This is a genomic window from Epibacterium ulvae, from assembly GCF_018678075.1.
Lineage (GTDB): Bacteria > Pseudomonadota > Alphaproteobacteria > Rhodobacterales > Rhodobacteraceae > Epibacterium > Epibacterium ulvae_A.
Genome location: NZ_JAHHIR010000074.1, coordinates 42938 through 58138 on the forward strand (window position 1 = coordinate 42938; position 15201 = coordinate 58138).

General features: G+C 58.2%; 13 protein-coding genes and 1 pseudogene. 3 read left to right on the forward strand and 11 right to left on the reverse strand.

All coding sequences use genetic code 11. From position 1 onward, the window contains the following. The first annotated feature begins 7 nt into the window (after positions 1-7). Positions 8-1651 carry a D-alanyl-D-alanine carboxypeptidase family protein gene (locus tag KMP13_RS15925; protein WP_435370366.1) on the forward strand — a complete coding sequence of 548 codons (1644 nt, stop codon included), beginning with the start codon at positions 8-10 and terminating at the stop codon, positions 1649-1651. A gap of 35 nt (positions 1652-1686) precedes the next feature. Here the strand turns inward: KMP13_RS15925 and KMP13_RS15930 are convergent. From KMP13_RS15930 to ccoN, 10 genes and pseudogenes are all read right to left on the reverse strand, one after another. Next, positions 1687-2440 (reverse strand): annotated as a pseudogene (locus KMP13_RS15930) (IS5 family transposase); the annotation flags it as partial. Positions 2441-2563: 123 nt separating this feature from the next. Then, positions 2564-2722 carry a cbb3-type cytochrome oxidase assembly protein CcoS gene (gene ccoS, locus KMP13_RS15935; RefSeq protein WP_215266974.1) on the reverse strand — a complete coding sequence of 53 codons (159 nt, stop codon included), beginning with the start codon at positions 2720-2722 and terminating at the stop codon, positions 2564-2566. Between the two features lie 15 nt (positions 2723-2737). Continuing rightward, on the reverse strand, positions 2738-4927 hold the full coding sequence (locus tag KMP13_RS15940) for a heavy metal translocating P-type ATPase (protein ID WP_215266975.1): 2190 nt from the start codon (positions 4925-4927) through the stop codon (positions 2738-2740). Then, complete coding sequence (locus KMP13_RS15945; RefSeq protein WP_215266976.1) at positions 4928-5398, reverse strand: FixH family protein; 471 nt, start codon at positions 5396-5398, stop codon at positions 4928-4930. It lies immediately after the preceding gene. A 2-nt stretch (positions 5399-5400) separates the two neighbouring features. Next, positions 5401-6831 (reverse strand): cytochrome c oxidase accessory protein CcoG, encoded by a 1431-nt coding sequence (ccoG, locus tag KMP13_RS15950; protein WP_215266977.1) that lies wholly within the window; start codon positions 6829-6831, stop codon positions 5401-5403. Between the two features lie 140 nt (positions 6832-6971). Then, positions 6972-7844, reverse strand: coding sequence for a LysR family transcriptional regulator (locus KMP13_RS15955; protein WP_215266978.1), 873 nt, complete (start codon positions 7842-7844; stop codon positions 6972-6974). Between the two features lie 501 nt (positions 7845-8345). Beyond that, positions 8346-9212, reverse strand: a complete 867-nt coding sequence (gene ccoP / locus KMP13_RS15960) for a cytochrome-c oxidase, cbb3-type subunit III (RefSeq protein WP_215266979.1) — start codon at positions 9210-9212, stop codon at positions 8346-8348. Then, on the reverse strand, positions 9209-9394 hold the full coding sequence (locus tag KMP13_RS15965; protein WP_215266980.1) for a cbb3-type cytochrome c oxidase subunit 3: 186 nt from the start codon (positions 9392-9394) through the stop codon (positions 9209-9211). Before KMP13_RS15965 ends, ccoP begins: the two co-directional genes overlap by 4 nt. 12 nt (positions 9395-9406) lie before the next feature. Continuing rightward, positions 9407-10135, reverse strand: coding sequence for a cytochrome-c oxidase, cbb3-type subunit II (ccoO, locus tag KMP13_RS15970; RefSeq protein WP_215266981.1), 729 nt, complete (start codon positions 10133-10135; stop codon positions 9407-9409). Between the two features lie 14 nt (positions 10136-10149). Further along, positions 10150-11754, reverse strand: coding sequence for a cytochrome-c oxidase, cbb3-type subunit I (ccoN, locus tag KMP13_RS15975; RefSeq protein WP_215266982.1), 1605 nt, complete (start codon positions 11752-11754; stop codon positions 10150-10152). Between the two features lie 181 nt (positions 11755-11935). Here ccoN and KMP13_RS15980 point away from each other — a divergent pair, with 181 nt between their 5' ends. Next, on the forward strand, positions 11936-12775 hold the full coding sequence (locus tag KMP13_RS15980; RefSeq protein ID WP_215266983.1) for a universal stress protein: 840 nt from the start codon (positions 11936-11938) through the stop codon (positions 12773-12775). Positions 12776-12909: 134 nt separating this feature from the next. On the opposite strand, the gene fnrL is transcribed toward KMP13_RS15980, so the two are convergent. Beyond that, positions 12910-13647 (reverse strand): transcriptional regulator FnrL, encoded by a 738-nt coding sequence (fnrL, locus tag KMP13_RS15985; RefSeq protein WP_215266984.1) that lies wholly within the window; start codon positions 13645-13647, stop codon positions 12910-12912. A gap of 61 nt (positions 13648-13708) precedes the next feature. Here fnrL and hemN point away from each other — a divergent pair, with 61 nt between their 5' ends. Next, positions 13709-15064, forward strand: a complete 1356-nt coding sequence (gene hemN / locus KMP13_RS15990) for an oxygen-independent coproporphyrinogen III oxidase (RefSeq protein WP_215266985.1) — start codon at positions 13709-13711, stop codon at positions 15062-15064. Positions 15065-15201: the final 137 nt, after the last annotated feature.

Here is a 15201-nt window from a genome sequence, read left to right on the forward strand (position 1 = left end):
GGCAGACATGGCAGATATCGCGCAGGTTCCGAACGCCCGGAAACCCGGCCCCAATAGGGCTAATCTATCCTTTGTACGGCGACGTACAAGAGGGATCCTTTCACGAATCGCAACGTTCATTGTTATGTGTCTTGTGTCGGTGACGACTCTCCACGCGGCTCCTTATGCGGCGATGGTTATGGACGCCCGCACCGGCGAAGTGCTGCATTCCCGCAACGCGGACACGCGCCTGCATCCGGCCTCTCTGACCAAGATGATGACGCTCTACATCGCGTTTGAGGCGGTTCGAAATGGCGAAATCACGCTGGATACCAAGGTTAAGGTTTCACGCAATGCCGCCGCTGAACCACCGTCAAAGCTCGGCCTGAAAACAGGTCAACGCATTGCTCTGCGCTATCTCATTCGTGCCGCTGCGATTAAATCCGGCAACGACGCTGCCACCGCCATTGGCGAGGCGATTGCCGGGTCCGAGGCAGCTTTTGCCCGTCGCATGACCCGCACGGCCAAGGCGCTTGGCATGTCGCGGACGACCTTTAAGAATGCTCATGGCCTGACATCCAGCGGTCACCTGTCGACAGCCCGCGACATGACAACGCTTGGCCGCCACATTCTGTATGACTACCCCGAATACTATAACCTGTTCTCACGCAAATCCGCTGATGCCGGCGTGCGCACCGTGGCCAATACCAACCGCCGTTTGCTTGCAGCCTACAAAGGTGCGGATGGGATCAAAACCGGCTACACCAATGCTGCGGGTTTTAACCTTGTTGCCTCGGCCAAACGTGGGAACGAGCGGGTGATTGCGACCGTTTTTGGTGGAAAGTCAACCACATCGCGCAATGCAAAAGTGGCTGAGCTGCTGGATCTGGGTTTCCGCCGCGCGCCAACCCATGCCAAACTGCGCAAACCGACCCGCCCAGCTTATCTGGGCAATCGAGGCATCCGGGTTGCTGATGCATCGACAGACTCTGCTGTGGCCGAAGGCGTTGGCAAATCGATCCGGGTGACCGGTCTGGTTAAAACCAGCCTGCGTCCCAAACTGCGCCCAGGGCAGGAACCGGGTCAGACGCCAGGCGATCTACCCGCAGCTGCGCCCTCGACAGGCAGCGCGTTCTCCTTGCTCGCCGCCAATACGGCCGCACCAGCGCAACCATCGAATTTGCAAGCCAGCATCCAAAGCGCAATTGCCGAAGCAGCCGTGATCGAAGCCGCTCATGTCGACACCGCCTCTGTTGTACAAGAGGACGTACAGGTTATTGCGGCTGTTGCCTCGGCCGGACAGCAACCGCGTCTGTCCTTGGTGCAACCCTACCAAGGCGGCGTCCGTCCCCGTGCGCGTCCCGCAGAATTTATCGACGTTGCGAGCGAAAGCGCAGAACCCATCGTTGTAACACGTCTGTCCACATCTGGTGGTCGTTACTGGGGCATCAGCGTCGGGCGTTATGGCAACCGTTTCATGGCAGAAAAAGTGCTGTTGAAAACCGCCCTGACAGAGATGTCGACGTTGCGGGGATCCCTGCGCAAAGTGGTAAAAACCCCGCGCGGCTTTGATGCGAACTTCCTTGGCATGACGCGCGAAAACGCAGAACTTGCCTGTCGACGTCTGCAGTCGCGCAACACCGAGTGTGAGACGATCGGCCCTCGGTCGTAAACTTGCCTACGGACTTTGACTCGGCTCAGGACACATAACCAGAATATGACGGTTTCTGCGAGTGCGCGTACAGACAGGAAAACCTTTGGACAGCTGTCGTAACGGGTTGCTACGCACCGCCAGTCTTTCAACCGGCTAAACATGATCTCAATCCGGTTACGCCTTTTGTAGCGGCGCTTGTCATACTTGATTGCTTTGTCTCGTGATTTTCGGCCTGGGATGCAAGACGTGACACCCATACTCACAAGGGCTTCTCGGAACCAATCCGCATCATAGCCACGATCCTCGAGCAGCCAGTCAGCTGCAGGCTACTCACAAGCGCTCTGGCTCCGGTCCAATCGCTCATCACCTGACCAGCTGTCATAAAGAAACGAACTGGTCACCCCATCGTGTCAGTCACAGCATGCAACTTTGTATTCATGCGGCCTTTGGTGCGCTCTATCAGACGTCCACGTCCCCCTTTTTAACCGACAAGCTGGAAGCAGTCCGGTGGGCTTTGAGGTACGTTGCGTCGATAGAAATCGTTTTGTTGTCCGGTGCTTCAACAGCAAGCCCTTCCATGATCCGGGCAAACGCCCCTATGTCACTCCACCGTTTCCAACGATTGTAGAGCGCCTTGGCGGGGCCGTATTCATAGAGCGCATCACGTCAGCGCAAGCCATTGCGATTGATAAAGATATTGCCACCTAAGACATGTCTATTATCAACGCGCGGTACGCCATGGCTCTTTGAAAAATAGGGCCGAAGCCGCGCCATTTGATCTTCGTTCAGCCAGTAAAGATTGCTCATAAAGTCACCCAGATTGAGGGCAATGAATCACGCTGCCATCTCAGCCCCAAGTGGATTAATCGGTCCTGAGACTAAACAAGGACGCCCCTGAGGCGCCCTTTTTCCTTTACGGCGCGGGTGCCGTCACCCTTTGGGGTGGTCGTCCCAATCATCACTCAATATCCGGCGCGCGTCGCCTTCCGGATCGTCATATTGGCTAGAGCGGATGGTATAGACAAAGCCCGCCAATCCAAGCCCGCCCAGAATCAAAGAAATCGGTATCAGATAGGAAATCACGGTCATTGGATCCATTCCAATTCAGCGCAGGCGCAAAGCATTCAGCGACACGGTGATAGACGACAACGACATCGCCAGTGCCGCAATCAATGGAGTCGCCAATCCAGCCACAGCCAAGGGCACGGCAATGACGTTATAAAGCGTTGCTAGGCGAAAGTTTTCCCATATCCGGCGGGTTGCCTTTTGCGCCGTGACACAGGCCTGCGCGATTGGCTCCAGATCCCGCCCCAACAGTACAATGTCTGAGGCAACTCGTGCCGCGTCCAAGGCGGTGGCCGGGGAAATCGACACATGGGCCGCAGCCAAAGCTGCCGTGTCGTTAAGCCCATCGCCGACCATCAAAACCTTGCGTCCCTGTGTCGTCAGCCGTTGGACTTGCTCCAGTTTATCTTGCGGCAAGGCGGAGGACGTCCAAGCCGCAATCCCAAGCCGCTGCGCCAGAGCCGCAACCGGTGTCTCGCTATCTCCGGACAACAAGATGACGTCTTTTCCTGCCGATATAAGGGCTTGCACCGCGTCATCGGCCCCTTTGCGCAGGCCATCCTCAAAGGTGAAGACCCGAATACGCCCGTCGCCGCAATCAAGATAGGCAGCGGTTTCATGCACCGGCGCCACCCCCACCCACTCTGCGCGGCCCAAGCGCACAAAGGATCCGTGCAGGTGCCCCTCGGTCCCGAAACCGGGGATTTCTTCGACCATATCAAGCGGTGCCGGATTGATCCCTGCCGCCTGCGCTGCACGTGTTAAAGCCTGCGCCAATGGGTGCGACGACGCCTCGGCCAGGGCAAGCGCAATCTCCAAATCGCGGCGGCTGTGCTCACCCATATTGGTCACAACCGGCGCGCCTTCGGTCAGAGTGCCGGTTTTGTCGAACACGACGGTATCCACCTCGGCCAATCGTTCCAAAGCGGTGGCGTTCTTGATCAACAATCCGCGTTTGAACAGTCGGCCCGACGCGGCCGTTGTCACCGCCGGCACTGCAAGGCCGAGCGCGCAGGGACAAGTGATGATCAACACAGCCGCCGCGATGTTCAACGCGGTGCGCATGTCGAGGGTCCACATGTACCAACCCGCAAAAGCCAGCCCCGACAGGACATGGACACCCGGCGCATAAAGCGTGGCCGCACGGTCCGCCAGCGACGTGTAGCGCGACCGCCCGCTTTCGGCGACAGCCACCAAATCGGCCATACGATGCAGCGATGTCTCCTGCCCGACGGCCGTTGCCTGTACAGTCAAAGGACCCGTCAGATTGACTTCACCAGCAGAGACCCGCTGCCCCGGCTCCGCAAACACCGGCAAGGTTTCACCGGTCAACAGTGAGCGGTCCAGCTCGGACTGGCCCGCAACAATCACCCCGTCCACCGGCATGCGCCCACCAGGACGGACCAGGACCAGATCTCCAATGGCCAGCTCGGACACCGCGACCTCTGCCTCGGTACCGTTGGAAATGCGAATGGCGCGCGGCACCTCCAAGGCCGCCAGTTCCTCGGCAGCGGACCGGGCGACAGCGCGGGTCCGTTGATCCAGATAGCGCCCGGCCAACAAAAAGAACGTGAGCGTCAAGGCGGCATCAAAATAGGCATGTTCCCCGCTGAGGCTGGTTTCCCACAGTGACGTCACCAGCGCGAGCACCAGCGCCAGGACAATCGGCACATCCATGTTCAACCGCCGCACCCGCAGGGCGCTCCAGGCATTTACAAAAAACGGCTTTCCCGCATAGGCGACTGCGGGGATTGAAATCGCCGCCGAAATCCAGTGGAACATGTCGCGGGTTGCATCGGTCGCGCCGGACCAGACCGAGATCGACAACAACATCACGTTCATGGAGGCGAACCCTGCCACCGCCAGACGCATAGCCAGGTCGCGGCCAATCTTGTCGGTGGCGGTTGCGGACAGCTGTCCCAGATCCAGTTCATGCGCCTCATACCCCAGACCTTCGACAATGGGGACGAGATCGGCAACCTTGATGAGGTCTGCGTCAGCCTCGATCAAGGCACGTTTGAGCGTCAGATTGACCCGTGCGGACCGGATGCCTGGAACCTGAGAGAGGCCGCGCTCCACCTTGGAAATACAGGCCTGACAGTGAATTGTCGGCAGCGACAACGCCAAACGCGCGGTGGTCGGGGCGGTATCCGCTGCTGCACTGGGCGCGGCAATACATCCAGGGCAAACCGCCATTTGCGGGCGGTGCGGATCGGCCTGAACGCTCATCTACGCATCCTCGCGTACGTGGATGATCACACGTTGGGTGAATTCGGTCCCGTCACTCGCGCGCGCCACCATCCGCAAGTTCCAATTGCCGTCGCCCACACTCACCGGCGCCACATAGGCACTGCCGTCATAGGTGAAATCCGGCGTTTGGTCGTCTTTCACATGTGTGGCCCGGCCAAATGTCGCGCTAAGCTTGGCGACCTCGACAGGCTGCCCGTCACGGTCGGTGATCGACAGACGCAGGATGTCATTCTGCACCTCGGCCCAGATGTCCCACCCAAGAGCCTCCTGCGCATTGCGGCGCAGATCGAATTCCTGGCTGGCGACATAGGAATTGGCGACTTCCAACCCTGGAAAGGTCTTAACCGCTTTGACAGCCAAAGTGATATTGACGCCGATGATGACGGCAAAACATCCCACAAAAAGCAGCAAGGCATGGCGTCCAGTAAATTCACGTTGCGGCTTGTCCATGTTTATTGTCCCTGTCCGTTAAAGGTGCTGTCTTTGTAGGCGCGCTCGCCGCTCTCTTGGTCTTCGACCCAGATACGCACATCGCTGGCTTCCCCCTGCGCGGGTTTGGTGCCTTTTGGGGCGATCACGTAGACCCGCTGCAGATGGGCGGCGTCGGCTGGCACGTCGACTGTGGCGTCGTCTTCGTTTTCTAGGGCGATCCGGTAGGCCGCATCGCCACTGACGGAGAGCGCGAACGAGCGTGCTTCGCCATGTTTATTGCGCAGCTGCACATCATAGGTGTTGCGAATGGAACCGTCAGAGAGCGTCACATAAGTCGGGTTGCGGACCGGTGCCACGGTCAGATCAACCTCGGGGCGAATGAACAGCGCGTAGACCAGCGCAACTCCGACCAGCGACCAGAGCGCCGTATATAAAACCGTACGCGGGCGCAGGATATGGGACCAGACGGGTTTGGGCTTTTCACCCGCCTTTTCACGGGTCTCATCCGACAGCGCCATGTAATCGATCAAACCGCGTGGCTTGCCGATCTTGGCCATGATGTCATCACAGGCGTCAATACAGAGCGCGCAGGTGATGCACTCCATCTGTTGGCCGTCGCGAATGTCGATCCCAACGGGGCAGACGTTGACGCAGGCCATACAGTCGATGCAGTCACCTTTTTGCGCCACATCCGCCGATTTGCTGTGTTTGCCACGCGGCTCACCGCGCCAAGGGCGATACCCAACCGTCAGCGTATCTTCGTCCATCATCGCCGCCTGAATACGGGGCCAGGGGCAGGCATAGATACAGATCTGCTCACGTGCGAAACCGCCAAACAGAAAGGTGGTAAAGGTCAGGATCGCTATGGTGGAGTAGGCGACTGTATGGGCTTGCCCGGTCACCAAATCCACCGCCAATGTCGGCGCATCCGCAAAGTAAAAGACCCAAGCCCCCCCGGTCGCAAGGCCAATCAACAGCCAGGCCACCCATTTGGTCAGCCGCAAACGGATTTTGCGCAGGTCGAGCTTTTTCTGCCGGTGCAGGCGCAGACGCGCATTGCGGTCGCCTTCGATCCAACGTTCGACCAGGATGTAAAGGTCGGTCCAAACCGTCTGCGGGCAAGCATAGCCGCACCAGACTCGCCCCAAGGCCGAAGTGAACAGAAACAACCCCAGCCCGGCCATGATCAAGAGACCGGCCACAAAATAGAACTCATGCGGCCAGATTTCGATCCAAAAGAAATAGAACCGCCGATTGGCCAGATCAATCAGCACCGCCTGATCCGGCAGGTTCGGCCCCCTGTCCCATCGCAGGAATGGCGTCAGATAATAGATGCCCAGGGTCACCGCCATGATGATCCATTTGAGACTGCGAAACTTCCCAGATACCCGGCGGGGAAAAATCGGCTCCCGGGCGGCATAAAGGCTGGGGGTCGGACTGGAATCGCTCACGGGCGTGCTCCAAGGGTTACTGCATTACCAACCCGACTTTTGCCCAACATGCGGCATTCGAACTTTGACGTGGATCAAAAAGCGCATGGCCAATGGATGTTTTTCACCTGTTTGCCCTGCGCGTTTTGTCGCGTCTGGCCCTAAACGGTGCCTTGGCGACGCAGCCAGGCCGCAAATTTACGAGCTGCAGGGCGCACGACGCCGGGGCGAGTGACAATGTGATAACCGCGTGCATCTTCTTCGCGAAACAGCTCAACCAAGCGGCCGCTGGCCAGTTCATCCAACACAAACTCGCGAATCTTGACCGCAACCCCCTGCCCGCCGACAACGGCGTCCAACAACAGGTTTCCGGGCAGGCGCACACGCGGGCCACGCGGTTCACTGTCGACCCCGCGGGACCGCATCCAGGCACCTGCTTCCGTGGTGCCCAGCTCTTCGACCCACGGCAAATCCAACAGATCGCTGGGTGAGGCAATGTCACGCCCGGCAATCAACGCAGGCGCGGCTGTGACCACCAATTGCACCGGCAGAAACATCTCGGCTTCCAGCCCGCCCCAGTGGCCGTCGCCATAACGGATCGCCAGGTCGAAATCCCCCTTGTGCATGTCCACCACGGCGCCGGTTGGGTCCAAGATCAAGTCGATCTCGGGATGGCGTTCGCGAAATTCACCCAGACGCGGCATCAACCATTTGGCGGCAAACATCGGGGTACAGGTGATGCGAACGGGGCGCGCATCGCTCTGTTTGGCCAATTCCTGCACCGCGTTCTCGATCGCACCGAACCCCAACTGCAGAGCCTGCGCCAGTCGGTGCCCGGCCAAGGTCAGCTCCAATGCGCGCCCGTGTCGGTCTACCAGCGACATATCCAGATGCTTTTCAAGGGCGCGAATTTGCTGGCTGATTGCTGCATGACTGACGTTCAAACTGTCCCCGGCTTCGGCAACACCGCCGCGTTCAGCAAAGGCCGCAAAGGCGCGCAGCGCCGACAATGGCGGCATCTTCATCCAATCCATAGTTAACCTCAGCTTACATGTTCGATTTCTTATTGAGTCGCATAAAACCGACGCTTCGGAAAGGGTGGACCAGGAGAATTACACGAAGACACAGGAGAAAGACCATGTTGACCAGCGTTTACTCACACGTGTTTCTAACTGCGGCAGGTTTTGACACAGACCGACTGCCCCCGATTGATGACGCGGTTCCTATCGAGCCCAAGAAACGGCGTTTTGCTCATGAAATATGGAGAAAAATGACGCCGGCATTCCGGGAAACGCGCGAACAATGCGAAACACCGGCGTCAACATCGTGCTAAAGTGGCGCACGAAACGGAGAAGGACTGCGTTGACCGCCCGCATGGATCTGCCGCAGTCCTCGCCCCTCATCTGTCGCATGAGACCTGGCCTGAAACTTTGATCTGCATCAAGTCGCACAACAAAGTTGGAATAACATGATACGCAAAAAAGGGCCGCGAGATGCGGCCCCTTTGGTGTGATCTGAACGGTTTGCAAACTGCGTTACTCACCACCGCCCAATTGGTGGACATAGGCCGTCACCGATCGGATCTCTGCCTCGCTCAGGCGGTTGGACCAGGATGGCATTACCCCAAAACGCGCGGTGTTGATGGTCTCCACCACATCCGTGTAGGAGCCGCTATAAAGCCAGATCGCATCCGCAAGGTTCGGCGCGCCCTGGAACAGATCCCCCTGGGCCTGCTCACCGTGGCAGGAGGTACAGTTGTCGGCAAACAAGACCTGACCATCCGCCACAACCGAAGCATCCTGCGGATCACCGGACAGCGATAGCACGTAGTTGGCGATGGCATGGATTTCGCCGTCCTCCAAAAGCTCGTCGCGACCAAAGGCAGGCATCTCGGAATATCGCGCGTCGTCGTCTTCCTCGTTGCGGATCCCGTGCGCCACCGTGGTTTGAATGTCCTCGATGGTGCCGCCCCATAGCCAGTCATCGTCCAGCAGGTTAGGATACCCTACGGCCCCTGCCGCGCCAGAGCCGTGACACTGAGCGCACCAGGTCTTGAACACTGCCGAACCAGCCGAGACGGCATAGCCGTGTAGTTCGGGATCGCTGGTGAGGGTCGCCATATCAACCGCTTCCAAACGCGCATTGATCGGGCCGTTGGCCGCGTCGACAGCGGCGATATCAGCCGCGACATTCGCCCGCGTCGACCAGCCAAGCAAGCCGGTTGTAGCCGAACTGACCAAGGGCCAAGCCGGATAGGCAATCGAATACCCGATGGCCCAGACGATGCAGATATAAAACGTCCACAGCCACCAACGCGGCATCGGATTGTCAAACTCCTCGATCCCGTCCCAGCTGTGACCGGTGGTGGGAACGTCATGAGGTTGAACCGGTTTCTTAGTCATGTCCGGGTCTCCTCAGGCTCGGCGGGTTTATCCGCGTGGCGAAATGGGATGTCGGCAGTGTCGGCGTAGACGGTGCTGCTGCCGGGGCGAAAGGCCCAGACAACAACGCCGACAAAGAAGGTGAACAGCAACAACAGCATCCAACTGTCGGCGAACTGGCGTAGAAGCGTATAAGATTCCATCTCATCTCCTCCTTAGCGGCTGGCGTCTGGGGTGAAGGTCGAGAAATCAACCAGCGTTCCCAGCATTTGCAGATAGGCGATCAGCGCGTCGGCCTCAGACACGCCGGGCTGGCCGTCGAAATTGCGCACATTGATGTCTTCGCCGTAGCGTTCAAGCAGACCGTCATAGTCGCTGTCAGGATCGGCCTGCGCCCGGAAATCCAGTTGCGCCTGCTCCACCATTTCGTCGGTATAGGGCACACCAACCATGGCATTGGTGGCCATGACGTCGCCAATGTATTCGCCTTCGATCATTGTTCGTTCCAAGAAGCCGTATTTGGGCATCACCGATTCCGGCACCACTGCCTGTGGGTTGCGCAAATGGTCCACGTGCCAATCGTCGGAATACCGCCCCCCCACACGGGCCAAATCTGGCCCGGTGCGTTTGGAGCCCCATTGGAACGGGTGGTCATACATAGATTCCGCCGCCAATGAGTAGTGGCCATAGCGCTCCACCTCATCCCGCATTGGGCGGATCATCTGGCTGTGGCAGACATAGCACCCTTCGCGGACGTAGATGTCGCGCCCCGTCAGCTCCAGCGGCGTATAGGGGCGCATGCCCTCGACCTTCTCAATGGTGTTTTCCAGGTAGAACAGCGGCGTGATCTGAACCAGACCACCAATAGTCACCACTAGAAAAGAGAAGATCAGCAGGAGGGTCGCGTTGGTTTCAAGGATCTTGTGTTTATCAAGAATAGCCATCTTTCCGGCCCTCCTTATTCAGCCGGGACTGCAACCGAAAGGCTGGCTTCTTTTGCCGGGGCCTTACGGACAGTCATCACGAGATTGTAGCACATGATCAGGGCCCCAGTGAGGTACATGACCCCGCCCAGACCGCGCACCACATACATCGGGAATTTCGCAGCAACCGTGTCAGCGAAAGAGTTCACTAGGAAGCCGTTGGCATCCACTTCACGCCACATCAGACCTTCCATGATACCGGTCACCCACATGGACGCCGCATAGAGCACGATGCCGATGGTGGCGAGCCAGAAGTGCCAGCTGACCAGCGAGAGCGAATACAGGCGATCGCGTTTCCACAGGACGGGTGTCAGATAGTAGAGCGCGCCAAATGTGATCATGCCGTTCCAGCCCAACGCACCAGAATGCACGTGGCCAATGGTCCAGTCGGTATAGTGCGACAGAGAGTTTACAGCGCGGATCGACATCATCGGACCCTCGAATGTGGACATGCCGTAGAAAGCAACCGAGATCACCAACATCCGCAGAACCGGATCCGTGCGCAGCTTGTCCCAAGCACCCGACAGGGTCATCAGACCGTTGATCATCCCACCCCAGCTGGGCATCCACAAAACGATGGAGAACACCATACCAAGGGTCGAGGCCCAATCCGGCAGCGCAGTGTAATGCAGGTGGTGGGGACCGGCCCAGATGTAGATAAAGATCAACGCCCAAAAGTGGATGATCGACAGTTTGTAACTGAAAACCGGTCGGTCCGCTTGTTTCGGAATAAAGTAGTACATCATCCCAAGGAAGCCCGCAGTCAGGAAGAAGCCCACAGCATTGTGGCCATACCACCACTGCACCATCGCATCTTGTACGCCGGGCCAGATGATCACCGATTTAGAGCCCCAGATCGACACCGGGATGGTCAGGTTGTTGACCACATGCAGCATCGCAACGGTGACGATAAAGGCGAGGAAGAACCAGTTGGCCACATAGATATGCGGCTCTCGGCGTTTGATGATCGTGCCGAGGTAGACCGCCAGATAGGAGACCCAGACCACAGTCAGCCAGATATCGACGTACCATTCAGGTTCAGCATACTCTTTGGACTGGGTGCCACCCAGCAGGTAGCCTGTCGCTGCCAACACAATAAAAAGCTGATAGCCCCAGAACACAAACCAAGCGAGGTTGCCGCCCCACAATCGTGCGGCAGAAGTGCGCTGAACAATGAAAAATGACGACGCTATCAAAGCGTTGCCGCCAAAGGCAAAAATCACTGCCGACGTGTGTAGCGGGCGCAGTCGGCCAAAGTTGGCGTAGCCTTCGGCCCAGTTAAAATTCAACACCGGAAACGCGAGCTGGAATGCGATAAAGGTCCCGACCAGGAACCCGACCACACCCCAAAAGGCGGTTGCTATTACCCCGGCGCGCACCACGCCGTCCAGATACTCATGACTTGGCTCTGGTGCGCGTGGTTCATCTGTTTGACGCAGCGTGTAAAGGAACATTCCTCCCGCCACCAACATGATGATCACAGCATGCACCTGATAGGCCAAATCGCGTGCGAAATTGATCCCGACCATCGCAAAAAACGTTATGAGACCAAGCGCTATCAGCTTGATATAGTTAGACATTTATCGTCCCTTTACCTTGCCCTTATCGATTCTCTTGGACGACTTCGAGCGGTTACAGACCGAGGATGTGATGCCCCAATTCGCCCCGGCGGGCCTTGATCTGCATCAAAACTCTGCGAATCGATCCATGCCAGTCTAGGGCCCGGAACGCGCGATCCCCTTGAACCGTGTGAGGTGCAGAATGAGTTACAAAACTTTGTTGACCGTCATCAGTGACATAGAACGTGCCAAGGCACCGTTGGATCAAACCTCTGCCTTAGCGCAGCGATTTGCGGCACATACGGATGCTCTATGCCTTGGGATCGATCGGACCCAGAACTGCTATGACTATGGGGTGGCGAATGCGATGATCTTGCAGCAATCCCTGCAGGTCGCCAAGGAAGAGGCCGCAACCCTTCAGGCCCATACAGAGGCCTGTTTGGCACGTACTGGCACGCCCTTCTCAGCGGTCAGTGCGGTGGCTCCGCTGGGACAGATCACCCGCCATGTCTCCCGCCGGGGTCGCTTTTGTGACCTGATCGTTGTTGGCAAACCCTATGGTCCGGACGTCCCGATTGAAGGTGAAGCCATTGTCGAGGCCGGGCTGTTTGAAAGCGCAGCTCCGGTTCTGGTGGTCCCGGATGAGGGCGACACGATGGGCGAGACCAAACGCGTCTTGGTCGGTTGGAACGAAAGCGCCGAAGCCCTGTCTGCCATTCGCAAGGCCATGCCATTCCTAAAGGCCGCCGAATGCGTCCATGTGGTGGTGATTGACCCGCCGCGCCACGGGCCGGACCGCTCTGATCCGGGCGGGTTGCTGTGCCAGATGCTGGCCCGTCACGGCATAGCCTGCGAGGTGAATGTGCTGGCAAAATCCATGCCACGCACCGCAGATGTGTTGATACGCCACGGTGAAGACATCGATGCCGATCTGATTGTGATGGGCGCCTATGGTCACTCTCGTTTTCGCGAAGCCATTCTGGGTGGTGCTACCCGCAATATCCTGGAGGCCACCAACCGCCCGGTATTGATGGCCCACTAACACAACCAACCTCCTGCGGGTCTCGCGTCATGTCTCCATGTATCGGCGCGCAGTCCCGATCTGGCCCGCACCATTTTCCCAACGCATGGTGCGGGTCCTTTTTTGCCGATTGGTGAGGCTGTGTTTACGCAGGCTTAGACCAGATACCCGCCGTCGCTGTCATCGCCTGCTTCGTCCATCAGACGGCTCATATCCGGGACAATAATATGGCGCTTGCCTTCCAGCGCGATAAGGCCGTCTTTTTTGAGTGCCGACACCTGGCGACTGACGGTTTCTAGCGTCAGTCCCAGATAATCAGCCATCGCTTCACGCGTGAGGGGGAGTTCAAACTCAACCCGACCTAATGGGCCATTGTTCAACGAGGCATCGCGGCGCGCGATAATGGAGAGCAGGCTGGCGATCTTTTCGCGGGCGGTCTTTCGCCCCAGAACGAGCATCCACTCCCGCGCGGCGTCCAGCTCATCCAAGGTCATTTCCAGCAGGCGATGCGCAATATGAGGGGTCCGCGCCATCAGCTCTTCGAACGGTTTCTTGCGGAAACAACACATCATGACGGTGTTGGTGGCCACCACATTATAGGCCGCGGCGTCCCGTCCTGGGCGTCCCACAAAATCGCTGGGCAGCAAAAGGCCCACCATCTGTGTGCGCCCGTCTTCCATGGTCTGGGTCAGCGTGGCCACGCCTGACACAACCGAACCGACAAAATCCATCTGATCCCCGGACCACACAATCGGTTGCCCGGCTTCATAGCTGCGATAATATTTGACCGTATCCAGCTCATCCAGCTCATCCGCATTACATCGCGCACAGACGGCCCGGTGTCGGATCGGACAATCCGCACATTTCACATGCGAGAGGACGGGCGCTGCCATGGTAAATTCCAATTGATCTGGGTCAATGACCTGGGGACGTTACGACCCCTAAAATAGAGGCATGGATACGAAATCACAATTGGCCCGCCTCGGTTTATTCGATGCCAAAGTGCCGCGCTATACAAGCTACCCCACGGCGCCTCATTTTGGATCATCTGTGGATTCACCCTTGTTTAAAAGGTGGATCAATGACATCGCGCCCAACAGTGCGATCTCTCTTTACGTGCATGTTCCATTTTGCCGCAGGCTCTGCTGGTTCTGCGCTTGCCGCACCCAAGGCACCCAATCCGATTCCCCCGTGCGCGCCTATCTGGACGTGCTCAAGGCGGAATTGGACCTGCTTGCGCAGCATCTGCCCAACGGCGTCACCCTATCCCGCCTTCATTGGGGCGGCGGCACCCCGACCATGTTATCCCCCGACATGATGCGCGATCTTGCCACCAAAATCGCATCCATCGCCCCACTGGCGAAGGACGCCGAATTCTCGGTCGAGATTGACCCGAACGAAATCGATAGCGCCCGGATCGAAGCCCTGGTCGCAGCCGGAATGAACCGCGCATCCATTGGCGTGCAGGATTTTGACCCCGAAATTCAGGAAACGATTGGTCGCCCGCAAAGCTATGAGACAACGCGCGCCACGGTTGAGATGTTGCGCGCCCATGGGATCGACAGTCTGAATGCGGATATTCTGTACGGGTTGCCTCACCAGACCAATACTCGGATGGCGGATAGCGTTCAGAAACTGCTGTCTCTTTCGCCTGATCGCGTCGCCCTTTATGGATATGCGCATGTGCCATGGATGGCGCGCCGTCAAAACATGATCCCGTCTGAAGCATTGCCCACGCCAGAAGCCCGGTTGGAGCTGTTTGAAACCGCACAGCAATTGTTTCAATGGGACGGCTACAAAGAGATCGGCATCGACCATTTCGCCTGCCCCGAAGACGGGCTGTCGGTGGCGCAAGCCCTTGGCAAACTACGCCGGAATTTCCAGGGCTATACCGATGACCGCTCAGACGTGTTGATCGGCATCGGCGCCTCGTCCATCTCACGGTTCCCGCGCGGCTATGCCCAAAACGCAGCCGCCACGTCAGCACATACAGCGGCCATACGCGCGGGTCGGTTTTCCACATCTCGCGGTCATTCGTTTTCCCAAGACGACCACATGCGCGCCCGGATGATCGAGGCTTTGATGTGCGATTTCCGCATTGACGGGGATGAGATCCAAAGGAAGTTCGCTATATCCGAAAGCGACCTGAAAGCGTTGTTTGAACACGTTGCCGTGCGTTTTCCGGATATGGTAACGCTCAGCGGCAGCGACTTTGTTATCCCCACGCATGCCCATCCGCTGACACGCGTCATCGCCCGCGCGTTCGACGCCTATGACCTCAGCAAAGCAGGCCACAGCGCGGCGATCTAACACCTAGATTACAACTGGTTCTCCCGCCCGTCGCCGCCGCATGTATGACATGCAGCGCTCCAGGTGGGCCAGGCTCGGCGCAGAGCGCCGAGCCTGGCCCAAGGCCGCCAAGGGGTCATGCCGAAGGCAGGGCACCT